The 16,427-nt window shown below is 36.7% G+C and carries 12 protein-coding genes and 1 pseudogene; 5 read left to right on the top strand and 8 right to left on the bottom strand.

Annotated features, from left to right (window positions below):
- Window positions 1–5: 5 nt before the first annotated feature.
- From bcsB to ABN256_RS13540, 3 genes and pseudogenes are all read right to left on the bottom strand, one after another.
- Entirely contained in the window at window positions 6–2,357 is a 2,352-nt protein-coding gene (gene bcsB / locus ABN256_RS13550) for a cellulose biosynthesis cyclic di-GMP-binding regulatory protein BcsB (protein ID WP_349439563.1), read from the bottom strand.
- Between the two features lie 2 nt (window positions 2,358–2,359).
- Window positions 2,360–4,480 (bottom strand): annotated as a pseudogene (gene bcsA, locus ABN256_RS13545) (UDP-forming cellulose synthase catalytic subunit).
- Window positions 4,481–4,651: 171 nt separating this feature from the next.
- Entirely contained in the window at window positions 4,652–5,050 is a 399-nt protein-coding gene (locus tag ABN256_RS13540) for a hypothetical protein (protein WP_340894433.1), read from the bottom strand.
- Between the two features lie 1,364 nt (window positions 5,051–6,414).
- On the opposite strand from ABN256_RS13540, the gene ybiA reads away from it, so the two are divergent.
- The 3 genes from ybiA to ABN256_RS13525 all read left to right on the top strand — a co-directional run bounded on the left by ybiA (window position 6,415) and on the right by ABN256_RS13525 (window position 8,707).
- Window positions 6,415–6,966, top strand: coding sequence for a riboflavin biosynthesis intermediates N-glycosidase (gene ybiA, locus ABN256_RS13535; protein WP_115351339.1), 552 nt, complete (start codon window positions 6,415–6,417; stop codon window positions 6,964–6,966).
- A 157-nt stretch (window positions 6,967–7,123) separates the two neighbouring features.
- Window positions 7,124–8,035, top strand: coding sequence for an N-acetylglucosamine kinase (gene nagK, locus ABN256_RS13530; protein WP_197269724.1), 912 nt, complete (start codon window positions 7,124–7,126; stop codon window positions 8,033–8,035).
- Window positions 8,036–8,122: 87 nt separating this feature from the next.
- On the top strand, window positions 8,123–8,707 hold the full coding sequence (locus ABN256_RS13525; RefSeq protein WP_072070512.1) for a rhomboid family intramembrane serine protease: 585 nt from the start codon (window positions 8,123–8,125) through the stop codon (window positions 8,705–8,707).
- Window positions 8,708–8,726: 19 nt separating this feature from the next.
- Here the strand turns inward: ABN256_RS13525 and satP are convergent, their stop codons facing one another.
- Window positions 8,727–9,290 (bottom strand): acetate uptake transporter, encoded by a 564-nt coding sequence (satP, locus tag ABN256_RS13520; RefSeq protein WP_072070516.1) that lies wholly within the window; start codon window positions 9,288–9,290, stop codon window positions 8,727–8,729.
- Between the two features lie 345 nt (window positions 9,291–9,635).
- Between satP and ABN256_RS13515 the strand changes: the two genes are divergently transcribed.
- Both ABN256_RS13515 and ABN256_RS13510 read left to right on the top strand, forming a co-directional pair.
- Complete coding sequence (locus ABN256_RS13515) at window positions 9,636–10,043, top strand: YgiW/YdeI family stress tolerance OB fold protein (protein ID WP_231619374.1); 408 nt, start codon at window positions 9,636–9,638, stop codon at window positions 10,041–10,043.
- 493 nt (window positions 10,044–10,536) lie between these two features.
- Window positions 10,537–10,986: a DUF411 domain-containing protein gene (locus ABN256_RS13510; RefSeq protein ID WP_197269725.1), complete on the top strand. Its 450-nt coding sequence runs from the start codon at window positions 10,537–10,539 to the stop codon at window positions 10,984–10,986.
- Between the two features lie 87 nt (window positions 10,987–11,073).
- Here the strand turns inward: ABN256_RS13510 and glmS are convergent, their stop codons facing one another.
- From glmS to atpD, 4 genes are all read right to left on the bottom strand, one after another.
- Window positions 11,074–12,900, bottom strand: a complete 1,827-nt coding sequence (glmS, locus tag ABN256_RS13505) for a glutamine--fructose-6-phosphate transaminase (isomerizing) (protein ID WP_164526885.1) — start codon at window positions 12,898–12,900, stop codon at window positions 11,074–11,076.
- Window positions 12,901–13,059: 159 nt separating this feature from the next.
- Window positions 13,060–14,433: a bifunctional UDP-N-acetylglucosamine diphosphorylase/glucosamine-1-phosphate N-acetyltransferase GlmU gene (gene glmU / locus ABN256_RS13500; RefSeq protein WP_072071084.1), complete on the bottom strand. Its 1,374-nt coding sequence runs from the start codon at window positions 14,431–14,433 to the stop codon at window positions 13,060–13,062.
- A gap of 152 nt (window positions 14,434–14,585) precedes the next feature.
- A complete protein-coding gene (locus ABN256_RS13495) occupies window positions 14,586–15,002 on the bottom strand; it encodes a F0F1 ATP synthase subunit epsilon (RefSeq protein ID WP_006534340.1) in 417 nt (138 codons plus the stop codon).
- 21 nt (window positions 15,003–15,023) lie between these two features.
- Entirely contained in the window at window positions 15,024–16,406 is a 1,383-nt protein-coding gene (gene atpD / locus ABN256_RS13490) for a F0F1 ATP synthase subunit beta (RefSeq protein ID WP_023583323.1), read from the bottom strand.
- Between the last annotated feature and the right edge of the window lie 21 nt (window positions 16,407–16,427).

The following is a 16,427-nucleotide window of genomic DNA, read 5'->3' as shown; positions in this document are numbered from 1 at the left end:
TACTCCTATTTACCTGAACGATGCTGTGATATCTGATGTAAACGACGAGTTGAACGACGTTGTAACCAGTAATAAGTCACTAAGCCCGTCAACGCACAAAAACCAACAGCTAAAAGACCAAGCAAATACACATGCCTAGAGCTATACCAAAGGAATTGTTGTAATAAAGGTAAGTCACCTTGAGAGAAGTGTTCGCCTAAATGGAAACTTCTTACTGTGTCTTTACCACTAATCAGAGTGATGTCGCCTTTAATGGCTGCATTTATTTCAGCTAAATTTAAATCGTTGATAATGGTCTTTATCGAATCATTACCTTTAGCAGTTACTAATACGACAACTCTATCGCTCGCCCAAGGTGAGATAAAACTCACCATGCCACGCCAGTTGTTCACGGAAGAGAGATAATTAGCTGCATCACCACTTTGAGATAAATAATCACCCGCAATCCAGCCTTTCGCTTTTTCAAGCAATGACTGTGATTTGATCTCGATATTTTTATTTAAAAAAGAGAATGCCTGTTGTGAAAAACGAGCTGGTAAAAAACCGTCACTGCTTAATGAGCCAATTGCTAATATATCTTGTTGAGAAAGGTTATTTTTCTCTAGCGCTTTAGCCCCTAAGAAAACAGAAGTATGAGAAACCGGTGTACCCGTGGAATAACCTGATCTCGCCATTAAATTGACTAAGGTATAAAGCTCTTCTGTTGTCGGATTTTCAGGTAATAGCAGTGTAGTTTGTGAAAAATCAGCACGGCGACTAAATGGGAATGAAGCCCCTGAAAAATACGCCAAGTTCGGCATTCTTGAATAGTGCCAAGTATTTTTAAATTGTAGCGTTGATTGCGGATCAATTTGGCTAATCAAGCTACTACCATCCGTTAAAATACAAGGAGAATCATCCGGCTCACGTAAATCAAAATAAAACTGCAATTGATTTTGACTATAAATTTGACGAGGGTTTAAATAGAGGGTGCTATTTTGCTGTTCACTCTCCATACCTAACCATTGTCTTAACATGCCTAAAGGCTCTGAACGTGCTGGATATAGCGCACCTAAGAATTGATTATTCAAAGAAGCAATCAATGAAGAACGACGGCTATTGAGCTTATCTGAATGAGGGAAAACATATTTCAATTCTAAAGGTAACGCATCACCATCCCACCAAAAAAGATCGGGTGAGACACGAAATGAAAACTGATTCGGCGCATGGTTAATACCTTGACGCGAGAAATCATCGCTACCATTAGCAATTTGACCCAATGTAACCGGTTTATTGGTATTCAACCAACGTGGTGCATCGTAATCATTTCGCACAGCCAATGTTTGAGAAGGCACAACTAAGTGATCGTTTTGTGGCAATTTACCGTTATTTAGCGCCCATACTGCTTGGCGTAATGATTTCTCATTATCACCACTGATCAGTAATAATTTGAAAACAGGATCAACGGGGTTATCAACAATCGTTAATTGCCCACTATTTCCTGAAGGTAAAGTAATACCTGCAATAGTTTGTCCTGAGTAACCAACTAAAATACCGTCACTTTCAGGTAATTGGTTCATTAGAACTGGTAAATCAACTTGCTTAATATCATGACTAAAACTACCAAACCATGATGCTGCAATCGCAGCTGTAGTTACCTCTGCATCGTCAGGTTTATCAGACAATATGATAGGTAACGAGGTCGCTGTCATTCTGTCGGGATCAAAGAACGGTAGGGGCAATCGTTCCAGACTGTACCCGCCATTAATCCAGCGACCTCGATAATCTAATGATGAATCAGGTGAAATAACGAGACTAAGCCCTTCAGCTAATGGTGGTGTGCATTGATTTTCATCTAATGCATCACGACTTGCTAAACGGAAACTTAGATTATTCACATTCGTCAACATCATTTCGGGGATTTCTAAAACATACTCATGCTCTTGCCCACCTTCTTCTAACGGCAGAAATCCCATAGGTTGACCATTTAACATTAAATGAAGTGTTTGATCTGATTGAACTAATTCTTGAGATGCTTTCACTTTCATTGTTAGTGTGGCGCTATCAATAAATAAATCATTCGCCATATTAAAAGTCACACCAGAAAGTAGTCTTCTTCCTGATAATACGATAGGCGATGGGTTTCCCATCTGTGCCAACGTTAATTGCTCTTCGATATTACGAGCTTCTGATAATGCTACATCTCCCATTTGGATAGGATTATTGGCATTTTGTTGCACTGGTGATTGAGTATAAGAAGTTGGGTCAGGCAAAATTTCACCGCCGAGTTCTAACATACCAGTCGCAGCTTGAGATAAGTTAATACTCGCAATCGCCATAGCAGTCAGGCTTAGCATTAATGTCAGTTTCTTTTTCATGCTTAGTCATCTCCGTTAATAGATTGCACAGAGAGTGAAGTTTTTGCTTTGGTTCTTGTTGCCACTGGTTTTACTTTTTGACGACGACCAAAGAACAATTCAAAAATACAACGCGTAATACCTGCCAATTCTTTAAAAGGTTTATCTTTGTAATCCGTTTGATGGATCCATGCATCTGCACGACCAAAGATAATGCGCACTAATTTACGGCGAACATTTAAATTGATAGGTAGAAATTCAAGGCGTAATTGATTGTTTTCTAAACTAACCATTTCAGCAGGAACTGAAACCTCATCACGTTGAACATTTAAAGTGATTGATGTGACATTGCGTTGGCGTAATTCCGCCATTTTATTCACTGCGATACGAACTCCACCCATTGAAATATCTTCAGTGGTAGTACTTAATTCCGCACCATCATCAAAATGCAATGTAATAGGAAGAGAGGCTTTAATTCGAGTATGTTTACGAATTTGGCGAGTCTCTTTACCGACAGCAATCGATGCAAGAATGATAAATAAGCTGTAAGTTGCCCAAGTCAGGTTTAAAACAATAACCAGAGGATCAATACCTTGGAAATCGTTTAATAAATAACGAATAACGACCCATGAAATACCTGTGATTAAAAGGAGAGCAGTAATAATCAAAGGGCGTACAGTGAGGTAATCCATATAGCTTTTATCTAGTAAATCACCTTTATCTGTTACGTTGAATTTACCTAATTTTGGTGAAACTAAGCTGAGTAGCGTAGGTAAAACCAAGCTAAAAGCCATAACAGTTTCATAAATTTCACCCCAGAAAGAATAACGATATTTACCGATATTTTTTGAGTTTACATAAACCGACATGATTAAATGTGGCAATGCATAGGCGAATATCATGCTGGCAGATGAAGCAATAATATTGAGGTTAAATAACATAAACAGTAACGGCGCAGTCAAAAAGATAATGCGAGGCAAACCGTACTGAAAATGGAGCATGGCATTGAGATAACATAGGCGCTGAGGAAATGTTAAACCACGGCCTAACATTGGATTATCAACGCGGAATATTTGTGTCATTCCTCTCGCCCAACGAATACGTTGGTTAACATGTAATGCTAAACGTTCTGTTGCAAGACCTGCGGCTAAAGGAATATCAATAAATGCAGAGTTCCAACCTAGACGCTGCAATTTCAGTGCTGTGTGGGCATCTTCTGTTACTGTTTCAACGGCAATACCACCGATTTCTTCAAGCGCACTACGACGCATAACCGCACATGAGCCACAGAAGAATGTCGCATTCCAGTTGTCATTACCACGCTGTACTGGGCCATAGAAAAGTGCGCCTTCATGTGGTGCATCTTTAGCTGCACTTAAATTACGTTCAAATGGATCTGAAGAATAGAAATAGTGAGGTGTTTGAATAAGCGCTAATTTAGGATCTTCAAGGAAGCTACCGACCGTTGCTTGCAAGAAAATACGTGTTGAAATATGGTCACAATCGAAAACGCAAATTAGTTCACCATCAGTTAATCCCATTGCGTGATTTAAATTACCTGCTTTGGCATGATCATGAACTTCACGTTCAATATAAGTTACGCCCACATCACCAGCGAATTGTTTAAACTCTTCACGACTACCATCATCTAGGATATACACTTTCATTTTATCTTGAGGATAATCGATAGCCTGCGCAGCTAAAACCGTATCACGTACCACATCTAAGCTTTCGTTATATGTTGGTATATAAATATCAACGGTTGGCCATTGAGAAATATCTTTAGGTAAAGGAGCTATTTTTCTATTTAATGGCCATGATGTTTGGAAATATCCTAAGACCAAAATAATCCAAGAATAAATCTCAGCCATAAATAAGCCACTACCTAAAACAGCTTCAATAGTTGTATTAAAATTAAGGGTATTTGTTGCACGCCAGTAAAGATAACGTGTTGACATCAACAACGATATAAAAACCATTGTTAACAATCGTTTTTTTTATTTTTTAAAGCCGATAACAAATAACAACAATATATTGATAATACCAAATATATATTGTTGTTCGGCACTCATTGGCATAACAATAAGTGAAAACATTGTTATCAATAAGAAAGCCGTAATTAATGTTTTAAATATTTTATTCATAAACCCATACCTTTGTCATCGCCATAGATCTTTTCTTAAGACAAAGGTTGCCCGTCGATATAAATAAATATCGAAAAGAAATAAACCTAGCTTAAAAAATAAAATAACAATGGCTAAAAATTGACACCAGTCAATATTATTTATTTATACAAAGAGTGTTACTTATTTGAATTAAACAGAGGCAATAAATGACAATATATCTTTTAATGATATATTTTCATGTGCATGAACTCTATCTGTTTCTTTGCTATCAAATATTTTATTATCTGCTAACAAATTTTTCTTACTCTTAATTAAATTGTCTTTCTTTGCTTTAACAACTAAAGCATCCTGGTGATAAGAAGGAGTTGGCGAAACAGTAATAGGTTGTTTTAGTTCGTTTTTCACAGAAAGTGAAGTTTCTGAAAACGTATTATTACTTAAATTACTAATTTTATCATTATCTTTATTACTTATAATTATTGGTTCTATTTTATTATCAACATCTTGTGTTACAGAGGAAGAAAACTCTTGAAAAGCAAAAGCATCCTCCTGAAACTTATCTTTTAAATTACTTATATCATCATACATAGTGTGGCCCCTTTAATAACAGCACTTAAAATCTTGTTCAATAATTTGATGCTCATACAAAATAAGAGTGTGTGATCCTTAGAGATAAAATTAAAATAAGTTTAAATATATATTTATAAATCCACATTTAAACTCTTATTAAACTATCAATTAATGAACATCAGCTATGTAGGGTAAATTAATCTTATAAATACTGACTTTTTTAATTTCAAATAAACACCATCTAATTAAGAGCAATGATTATTTAATTTAAATTGTATAATTATTTCAATCAAAAATACAACATCAAAAAAAGCGTAAAAACTTAAGCTTTACTCATTTTCACTTCCAAAAAACGGGTATTTCTACTTAATTTAGCATTTATTGTTATCATCAAAAATAGCGTCTTTTTTACCCAAAAAAACACGATTAAAAACCAGATAATAACTAGTATTAACTAATAACAATTTGTATAAATTTTATAAAAATAAAATTCTAAAATAATCATTAAGTAATATTATTTACTCTAAAAACTAAAGAACCTTTCAAGATCAAATTAAAAAAATCTTCATATTCTAATTAAAATTATTCTCTAAAAAAGAGCATAAAAAATGTTAAATATTATTAATGCATATTGATCATTATCAAAAATGATTTCTTTTTTACACTCAAAAGGTGAATTTATTGCTTTTTATCATATTAAGATGGGCTATTTTTATTGAAAAAAAATTAAATACATCAGAGTTGGTTAAGTTTTAGAAAAAACACCCTAGTAAAACAGACAAAAATAGATTATCTAACTATGAGTATTATCACTATTTACTTATAGTAAATACTACTAAGAATAACCTGTATTTCAGGATAATTAACTTGAGTTATATTTTATACCTAAAACAATATTGTTAATTTAGCTTAACAAACCAACAAGCGTGATTTAGTTCAAATTATAAATGTAACAATGAAAAAACACGCCACAATAAACACAACCAATTGAATTTCATATTAAATAATTAAAACAATAGTTATATATACCGATAATTAGTATAAATACCAATAATTATATTTTTTTATATTAAAAATACTTAATCAACTACATCTTTATACTAATAAGATAATGTCATTTTGAGACAATCTTTTTATGTAACCATATAAAATAATATACTTTTTAGATGTTTTCTTTTAAGAACAATCCTACGGGTTTAAGTTCTATTTTTTTTATCATTTGATAGAAACTAATCAAAATAAGACGTTTAATTATATCAATATGATCAAATAGCGGAATCGCTTCACCTTCTCACAGAATCACAAAAAGGCACTCTATCCTTCTTTACTTCTATGCTATCTTTATTAGATAAACAAAAAGCCTTCGTGATAATGGAAAGAAAATGGATTTAGAACAATTAAAGAAAGATTTCCGTACAGGTAAGAAAATAAAATTTGTTTACTTTTGGGGGCACAGAAATAAAACAAATGAAGTCACAAAAAGTTGCTTTAGCCAATGGTATCCAGCACCTTTTATCTTAGATGATGTTCGTTATATCAGTGCTGAACACTATATGATGGCTGAGAAAGCAAAGCTTTTTAATGATATAGAAATACGAGAGCGTATTATTGCAACATCAAATCCAGGTACAGCTAAAGCACTTGGTCGAGAAGTAAAAGGATTTAGCCAAGAAATTTGGGAACAACAACGCATGGATATCGTTATTCGAGCCAATATCGCCAAATTTTCTCAAAATAATGCGTTGGGTACTTTTTTAATTTCCACAGGCAATCGTGTGCTTGTGGAAGCAAGCCCCGTTGATAAGATATGGGGAGTAGGTTTAAGTGAACAAGACAAAGAGATCAGTAATCCCCTTTTATGGAATGGATTAAATTTATTAGGGTTTGCTCTAATGAAAGTACGTAGTGTTTTAATGGAAGGCAGTCATCAATAGGTAAAAAAAACTCAACTGTCACCAATCACTGTTATTTTTTACCTAGTGTATATAAACAGTAGAGATAACTTAAATATTGACTGAAATAGAAATGGCACGGTAGCAATAATCTTGTTGTTACTATAAATAATATTTACAGAATAATTAAGAGACTGATATGTATTATGGTTTTGATATGGGCGGCACAAAAATTGAGCTTGCCGTTTTTGATAAAGATCTGACTCAAGTATGGCAAAAACGTGTTCCTACACCTAAAAATGACTATCAGGCATTATTGAATGTTTTTAAGGAACTAACTTTAGAAGCTGACAACGAATTAGGATGCAAAGGAAAAATCGGCGTAGGTGTGCCAGGCATTGTAAATGCAAAAGAAGGAACAGTGTTTACCACTAATGTTCCAGCTGCCAAATACAAACCTATGGTTCATGATCTTGCACATATACTCAATAGGCCCGTTAAAGTTGAAAATGATGCCAACTGTTTTGCCTTATCCGAAGCGTGGGATCCTGAATTTCGTCATCATCCTTCCGTACTTGGCCTTATTTTAGGTACAGGTGTCGGTGGTGGTTTTGTTGTTGATGGCAAAGTGCTTTCTGGAAAAAATGGCATTGCTGGTGAAATTGGCCATATGAATTTAAATGTAGATGCAGATAATATCATAGGCGATACGATGCCAAAAATTATCTGTGGTTGTGGTAAAAAAGCGTGTTTTGAAACTTATTTATCAGGCCGAGGCTTTGAACGTATGTATAAAGCTTTCAATCATGCACCACAAAGAGCTGTTGATATCGTTGAGCAATATTATGCTGGGGATAAGAAAACAGAAGAACACGTTGATCGTTATATGAAAGTACTTGCGATTTACCTTAGTAATATTCTTACTGTACTTGATCCACATTTGATTGTTATTGGTGGTGGATTATCACAATTTAATGCACTGTATGACCAATTTCCTGAATATCTTTCACACTGTGTCTATGGAAATGCGCAAATTCCAGCAATAGAAAAAGCGCGTCACGGTGATGCAGGTGGCGCCCGTGGAGCTGCTTGCCTTAATTTATTAGACTGATAAACAAAAAAGAGCCTTTATTCTTTTATTAAAGGCTCTTCTATCAAAACGATTTTATCTACGTCACTCTGTATTAAGGCTATGGTTATGGATAAGATTTGGTTTAAAAAAAGATTAACCTTTCTTGGTGGATTAACTATCACATTAATCCTACTTCAATTAATTGGCTCTCTATTGCCGATTTCACTTCTTCAATGGGGAATTATTCCAAGAACAGGAGAAGGATTAATTGGTATATTTATCGCCCCTTTTGTACATGGCTCTTGGTCTCACCTTTTTAGTAATCTACTTCCTCTTCTTATTCTTAGTTTTTTATCCATGACACAATCTTTACGAGAATATGTTTTATCAAGTTTATTTATTATTATCGTAAGTGGTTTGTTGGTTTGGATTTTTGGGCGAAGTGCTATTCATGTGGGCGCAAGTGGCTGGATCTTTGGATTATGGTCTTTATTGATTGCTCACGCTTTTACTCGACGTAAAATTATCGATATTGTCATTGCCCTTTTTGTTCTATTTTATTATGGATCAATGGCCTATGGTTTAATTCCGGGTCAATTAGGTGTATCGACTGAATCACATATTGCAGGTGTAGTTGCGGGATTATTTTATGCATGGTGTGCAAGAAAATTAGTACGACGAAAAAGCCAAGTAATAGAAGTGGCTAAATAGCCACTTCTTTATAAAGCGGCTACTTGTGACCAATTGGCAATATTGTTCTGCCATACATCTCATTTAATACTTCAGCCATTGCTAGGTAAAAAGCACTGGCGCCACAAATAATACCTTCAAAGCCGGCAATTTTTAAAATTAATGCATTACCAGTGATATTTCCTATTGCCAGTAGAGCAAATAAAATTGTCAGGCTTAAAAAAACAAACTGTAATGCTCTATTGGCTTTTAATGTGCCAATAAACATGAAAAAGGTAAATATTCCCCATAATGCTAAAAAGACACCTAAAAAGACAGGGGTTGTGGGTTCGCTCAAGCCCATTACGGGTAATAACCAAATTCCCACTAATGTTATCCAAAAGAAACCATAAGAGGTAAATGCGGTTGCGCCAAAAGTATTACCTTTTTTGAACTCAAAAATACCAGCAATAACTTGTGCGATCCCACCATAAAAAATTCCCATACTCATAATGACAGAGACAACAGGGAAAAAACCGGCATTATGTATGTTCAACAAAATCGTTGTCATACCAAAACCCATCAAACCTAATGGACCCGGATTGGCAATGCGTTCGTTAGTCATAAAACCTAAAACCTCTAAAAATAATAGGGGAAAATTAAAAAAAATTTGAAGGCGCTGGATAATAAGAGGTAATACATCTAAAAACAATGATCCCGAAGGGTATATTTTTGAATAATCGCCAGCACTGAGACTAAGGGTAAATAACCAGTTGATTTAACTTAGAGAAAAGAAGTATCTAGTGATAGATGCTTATATCAATAAAAAACACAAAGAGAAATAAAGACCTATAATTTAAAGGTAATATCAATCAGTTGATATATTAATACTGATATTTACCTTAATATGCGGTTTTATACATGAAAATGAAATAAAATCTCACACAATAATTAGTTGTATTATTAATCTATAAGAGAGCTTGTTATGAAAAAAATTCTAGTTTTATTAATTGGTAGTACGTTAGCGTTTGCATCTCAAGCAAATACAACACACCAAGGTGGTTTTCAAGGTTCTATTCAAGCACCAACTCAACAAGGTGGATTTAAAGGCCCTTCTATTAGTGAAACCACGGTTGCTAAAGCAAAAGATCTTTCTGATGACACGTGGGTTATCTTAACGGGTAAAATCACAAAAAAAATTGGTGATGAGCTATATGTTTTTGAAGATAGCACCGGCGGTATCAATGTAGATATTGATAATAAAAGATGGCGCGGACAAACAGTCACCCCAGATAATACCGTCAGAATTGAAGGTAAAGTAGATAAAGAGTGGACAAGTACTGAGATCGATGTAAAACAAGTTACAATTATTAAATAATTAACATCAAATAATTTGTATCTAAAGCCAACCAGTATATCTTTTTAAAAAAGCCAATTATTTGAATAAATTGGCTTTTTTTGTTTCTATTTTTCATTTTTCAAATTCAATCAATAAAATTGTACACCTTATACAAATTTATCCGCTTTAACCTCAAGTTAAGCTTAGGTTTATACTTAATACCAGTTAAAGCACAATCACTCTTCGCAAGAGGTGATTTAACTAATGAAATACCCTCATAATCGTTTACATCCTAACTCTATGTTTACCCTGTTTTCTCCATTTTTAGCCTGCTATGCAGGCTTTTTTCTTTTTATATCAACTAATACGCCTAAATACATTAAGAAAAGAATAAACGTAGTGTTATTTATATCTTTGTTTTATATAAATATTCTTTTACAAAACTCTACGTGTTTATACCTTTATTAAATTGACCTTCCTGTAGGGGGAAAGATTATTGTCTCATCTATCAATTTAATGAAAGGAATGAACAATGAAAAAGTTATTACTGCCTTCTATTATTGCAATCTCTGCTTTTACAAGTACAGCTTATGCTTCTAATCATAATGTTGTGGAGGTTTATAAAACAGATAGTTGTGGATGCTGTACTTTATGGGCTGATGGTGTGAAAGAGGCTGGCTTTAATGTCAAAGTGAATATTGTTTCAGAAACTCAATTAATGGAAAAATATCAACAAGCAGGCGTGCCAAATAATTTATTAAGTTGCCACTTAGCGACTTACCAAGGTAAGGACTTAATTGGACATATTCCTGTCGATAGTTTAAAAAATATCGACTTAGTAGATAAATCTAAATCTGGTATTGCGGTTGCTGGTATGCCAGCTGGAAGTTTAGGTATGTATGCAGGTGATTACAAAGAACCTTACCAAGTTATCGCGTTTGATAAATCCGGCACACAATCTTTGTTTAAGTCTTACAACTAACTGTAGTGTTGTTTTATAAGAACAAAAAACCCAGTTAGACTGTTATGCCTAACTGGGTTTTAAACGATAACGTAATTAACGTATGACTTATTCAACCGTTACTGATTTTGCCAAGTTACGAGGTTGGTCCACGTCTGTACCTTTAATTAACGCAACATGATAAGACAATAACTGTAATGGTACGGTATAGAAAATTGGCGCAATAAGCTCTTCAACGTGAGGCAGAGAAATTAATTTCATTGTTTCATTTTCTTCAAAGCCTGCATCTTGATCAGCAAATACATACAGTAAACCACCACGTGCTCGTACTTCTTCGATATTAGATTTCAATTTTTCTAATAATTCATTATTTGGCGCAATAATGATAACGGGCATATCTGCATCAATTAATGCTAATGGGCCGTGTTTTAATTCACCAGCAGCATATGCCTCAGCATGAATATAAGAGATCTCTTTTAGCTTTAATGCACCTTCTACCGCAATCGGGTATTGGTCGCCACGACCTAAGAATAAAGCATGGCTTTTTTCCGAAAAATCTTCAGCTAAGGCTTCAATCACTTTATCTTTCGACAACATGCTTTCAATACGGCTTGGTAATGCATGTAATGCAGTTGAAACGTCGTGCTCTAATGTTGCAACACCTTTGATACGTCCCATATATGCCACCAGCATTAATAGAACTGTTAACTGTGTTGTGAACGCTTTAGTTGATGCAACACCAATTTCAGCACCCGCTTTAGTCATTAAAACAAATTCAGATTCACGCACTAAAGAAGAGCCAGCAACGTTACAAATCGCCAGCGATGATAAATATCCTAACTCTTTAGATAAACGTAGCGCAGCTAACGTATCAGCGGTTTCACCCGATTGAGATAAAGTGATCAATAAGCTATTACGGCGAGTTGCCGGTTTACGATAGCGATATTCTGATGCTATTTCGACATCACAAGGAATACCTGCTAGAGACTCAAACCAGTAGCGAGAAACCATACCCGCATTATAAGACGTTCCACAAGCTACAATTTGAATGTGTTCAACTTTAGATAAGATCTCTTCAGCTTTAGGGCCTAGCTCACTCAGATCAATCGAATCTGATTTTAAACGGCCTTCAAGGGTGTTTTTAATCGCCAGAGGCTGTTCGTAGATCTCTTTTTGCATATAGTGGCGATAAACACCTTTATCACCTGCATCATATTGAACGTTAGATTCAATCGTATCACGATTAACTTCTTCGCCATTCACATCAAAAATATGGACATGACGACGTGTGATTTCAACAATATCGCCTTCTTCAAGGTAGATAAAGCGACGAGTCACTGGCAATAATGCTAATTGGTCAGAAGCAAGGAAGTTTTCGCCTACACCAAGACCTACCACCAGCGGGCTACCAGAACGAGCAGCGACTAATAATTCTGGTGTGCGACTATCCATAATTACAGTGCCATAAGCACCACGTAATTGAGGAATAACACGCTGTACGACTTCACGTAATGTGCCACCTTGGCGCTGTTCCCAGTTTACCAAGTGAGCAATAACTTCGGTATCTGTTTGAGAGGCAAACTGATACCCTTTTTTAATTAATTCTGCTTTCAGTTCTTGGTAGTTTTCGATAATACCATTGTGTACCACAGCAATAGTGCCAGATACATGAGGATGAGCGTTATCTTCACAAGGTTCACCATGTGTTGCCCAACGAGTATGAGCAATACCTGTGCCACCAATTACTTGTGTTTTTTCTGCTTCATCAGCCAACATTTGTACTTTGCCAGCTTCACGCAAACGTGTCATTTTGCAGTCATTATCAACAACAGCTAACCCCGCAGAGTCATATCCACGGTATTCTAAACGACGCAAGCCTTCAATTAAGATTTCAGCGATATCGCGTTGTGCAACTGCACCTACTATTCCACACATTGTGTTATTCCTAAAACTGTGCGTTTATTCGCACTTGGATGTCTTATACCTGATTGGTTTGTTCCCCAAGCCATTGTAGAAAGCGGGGATATTTTTTGTTTTTAGAATAATAGCGTACAAGAAAAGGGCGCTAATAAAATATACGCCCTTCTCTTAAAATTATTGTTTTTTCTTCACTGGACGTTTCCATCCACTGATATGAGTTTGCTTAACTCGACTGATCACTAATTCGTTTTCATTCACGTTTTTAGTGAGTGTTGTTCCTGCACCAATGGTAGCACCATTAGCAACAGTAACTGGCGCCACTAATTGGGTATCTGAACCAATAAATACATCATCACCAATAATGGTTTTGAATTTATTCGCGCCATCGTAGTTACAAGTGATAGTACCTGCACCGATATTAACGTTAGCCCCCACTTCTGTATCGCCTAAGTAAGTCAGATGACCTGCTTTAGATCCAACGCCTAAGCTGGCTTTTTTCATCTCAACAAAATTACCAACATGAGCTTTATCTGCTAATTCACTGCCTGGGCGAAGACGTGCAAATGGGCCAACAGTACACTCTTGTGCTAAATTTGCATCCTCGATCACCGTATATGGACTAATAATAGAATTATCACCAATTACACAGTTTTTTAGAACACAACCTGTACCAATTTCAACGTTATTTCCCAACGTCACATTGCCTTCAATGATAACGTTGGTATCAATCACCACATCTTTACCATGAGTTAATGTTCCACGTAAATCAAAGCGCGCAGGATCAAGCAACATAACGCCTTCTAATAATAAACGCTCGGCTTGTTCTGTTTGGTAAATACGCTCTAATGCTGCTAGTTGTAAGCGATTATTCACCCCTTCCATTTCACTATGGCGACGAGGATGAGCCGTTTCAATTTTACGACCTTCTTTATGTGCTAACGCGATAATGTCAGTAATGTAATACTCTTTTTGTGCATTGTTATTATCGAGTTTACCTAACCAACGTTTTAAATCACCACCATTGGCTACTAAAATACCCGTGTTGATTTCATTAATTTTGAGTTGCTCTTCAGACGCATCTTTTTGTTCGATAATGCCAGTAACTTCGCCATTTTCACGAACAATACGACCATAACCGGTTGGGTTATCTAAAATAACCGTTAATAAACCAATACCGCCTTCTGGTTTGACTTCAATTAAACGTTCTAACGTTTCTTTGGTTATAAGAGGAACATCACCATAAAGCATCAGGATGTCTTCATCATCAGCAAAGAAAGGCGCGGCTTGTTGCATTGCATGACCGGTTCCTAGTTGCTCTGCTTGTAGTACCCAATTAACAGGTTGTGAACCTAATTTTTCTTTCATGAGTTCACCACCATGCCCATAGACAAGGTGTGTTTGTTGAGCACCTAATGACTTGGCAGTATCAATCACATGTTGAACCATGGATTTACCCGCTAGTTTATGAAGAACTTTAGGTAACTGTGAATACATGCGGGTGCCTTTTCCCGCAGCAAGAATAACAACGCTTTTAGCTGAATTAGACATAATTAACCCGATAACTCCCGTAAAGAATGGCAAGTAAACCTGTTTATGCCAAATAATACTACATATTTCGTCACACAAAATATTTCATGACGCAAAAAAGCCAGTTAGCTAAGAACCAACTGGCTTTTTTATTCATAGACTGCCTATTTACATCAACGTCGAGTCAATTCGATTACACGTAATTTCGCAATCGCTTTGGCTAATTCTGCTGATGCTTGAGCATAATCAACGTCACCATGAGAGGATTGAATGTGTTCTTCAGCTTTACGCTTAGATTCCAACGCTTTCGCTTCATCCAAATCACGACCACGGATAGCTGTATCTGCCAGTACAATGACGCCAGTCGGCTGAACTTCGAGAATACCACCTGAAAGGTAGATAACCTCTTCTTCGCCCGATGTTTTTACGACACGTACCATGCCCGGTTTTATGGCAGTTAATAACGGGGTATGCTGCGGATAAATACCGAGCTCACCTTCGCTACCAGTTACCTGAATTCGTTTAACTTCGCCGTCATATAACTGCTTTTCAGCGCTGACAACTTTCAGGTGGAACGATGTATCGGCCATATCAACCTCCCGTCAGCCGTATTAAAGCTTCTTAGCTTTTTCTACTGCTTCTTCGATAGTACCAACCATGTAGAACGCCTGCTCTGGCAGGTGGTCATAATCACCGTTCAGAATGCCTTTAAAGCCACGGATAGTGTCTTTCAGGGAAACGAACTTACCTGGTGAACCGGTAAATACTTCAGCAACGAAGAATGGCTGAGATAGGAAGCGCTGGATCTTACGCGCACGCGCAACAACCAGTTTATCTTCTTCTGACAGTTCATCCATACCTAAGATAGCGATGATGTCTTTCAGTTCCTGATAACGTTGCAGGATAGACTGAACACCACGAGCCACATCATAGTGCTCTTGGCCAACTACCAGTGGGTCTAACTGACGACTGGTAGAATCCAGTGGGTCAACCGCAGGGTAGATACCTAATGAAGCAATTTGACGGCTCAGTACAACTGTCGCATCTAAGTGAGCAAACGTTGTTGCTGGTGATGGGTCAGTTAAGTCATCCGCAGGTACGTATACAGCCTGTACAGAGGTGATTGAACCTGTTTTGGTTGAAGTGATACGTTCTTGCAGAACACCCATCTCTTCAGCCAATGTTGGTTGGTAACCTACCGCTGATGGCATACGACCTAACAGTGCAGATACTTCTGTACCGGCTAAGGTGTAACGATAGATGTTATCGACGAATAACAGTACGTCACGGCCTTCATCACGGAATTTTTCAGCCATAGTCAGACCAGTCAATGCTACACGCAGACGGTTTCCAGGTGGCTCATTCATCTGACCATACACTAACGATACTTTGTCAAGAACGTTAGAATCGGTCATTTCATGATAGAAGTCATTACCCTCACGAGTACGCTCACCAACACCAGCAAATACAGAGTAACCTGAGTGCTCGATCGCGATATTACGGATCAATTCCATCATGTTAACTGTTTTACCAACACCCGCACCACCGAACAGACCGACTTTACCACCTTTAGCAAACGGACAGATTAAGTCCATTACTTTGATACCGGTTTCAAGCAGTTCTTGTGAGTTTGATAACTCTTCGTAGGTAGGTGCTTCACGGTGGATAGACCAACGTTCTTCTGTTGCAATATCACCTTTCATATCAATAGGTGTACCCAGAACGTTCATGATACGTCCTAGTGTTGCTTTACCTACTGGTACTTCAATTGGGTGGCCTAAGTTTTCAACTTTTAAGCCACGGCTTAAACCGTCTGATGTACCCATTGCGATACAACGAACGATACCACCGCCTAACTGTTGCTGAACTTCCAGCACCAGTTTTTCTTTACCATTCATAACCTCAAGAGCGTCGTATACTTTAGGGACGCTATCCTGAGGGAATTCGGCGTCCACTACGGCGCCGATTACCTGGACAATCTTTCCAGTAGCCATCTTGAATCCTCTACGTAATTC

This window comes from Proteus sp. fly-1008, from assembly GCF_040140305.1.
GTDB classification, from domain to species: domain Bacteria; phylum Pseudomonadota; class Gammaproteobacteria; order Enterobacterales; family Enterobacteriaceae; genus Proteus; species Proteus vulgaris_B.
Note: the sequence above shows the minus strand (reverse complement) of the source record. Positions and strands in the feature narration are given on the sequence as shown.

Bases quoted from the DNA above. Each gene is read 5' to 3' on its own strand.
- nagK (WP_197269724.1), top strand. From the start codon at position 7,124: ATGTATTATGGTTTTGATATGGGCGGCACAAAAATTGAGCTTGCCGTT.
- ABN256_RS13495 (WP_006534340.1), bottom strand. From the start codon at position 15,002: ATGGCCGATACATCGTTCCACCTGAAAGTTGTCAGCGCTGAAAAGCAG.
- glmS (WP_164526885.1), bottom strand. From the start codon at position 12,900: ATGTGTGGAATAGTAGGTGCAGTTGCACAACGCGATATCGCTGAAATC.
- ABN256_RS13525 (WP_072070512.1), top strand. From the start codon at position 8,123: ATGGATAAGATTTGGTTTAAAAAAAGATTAACCTTTCTTGGTGGATTA.
- ybiA (WP_115351339.1), top strand. From the start codon at position 6,415: ATGGATTTAGAACAATTAAAGAAAGATTTCCGTACAGGTAAGAAAATA.
- bcsB (WP_349439563.1), bottom strand. From the start codon at position 2,357: ATGAAAAAGAAACTGACATTAATGCTAAGCCTGACTGCTATGGCGATT.
- satP (WP_072070516.1), bottom strand. From the start codon at position 9,290: ATGACTAACGAACGCATTGCCAATCCGGGTCCATTAGGTTTGATGGGT.
- ABN256_RS13510 (WP_197269725.1), top strand. From the start codon at position 10,537: ATGAAAAAGTTATTACTGCCTTCTATTATTGCAATCTCTGCTTTTACA.
- ABN256_RS13540 (WP_340894433.1), bottom strand. From the start codon at position 5,050: ATGTATGATGATATAAGTAATTTAAAAGATAAGTTTCAGGAGGATGCT.
- glmU (WP_072071084.1), bottom strand. From the start codon at position 14,433: ATGTCTAATTCAGCTAAAAGCGTTGTTATTCTTGCTGCGGGAAAAGGC.
- atpD (WP_023583323.1), bottom strand. From the start codon at position 16,406: ATGGCTACTGGAAAGATTGTCCAGGTAATCGGCGCCGTAGTGGACGCC.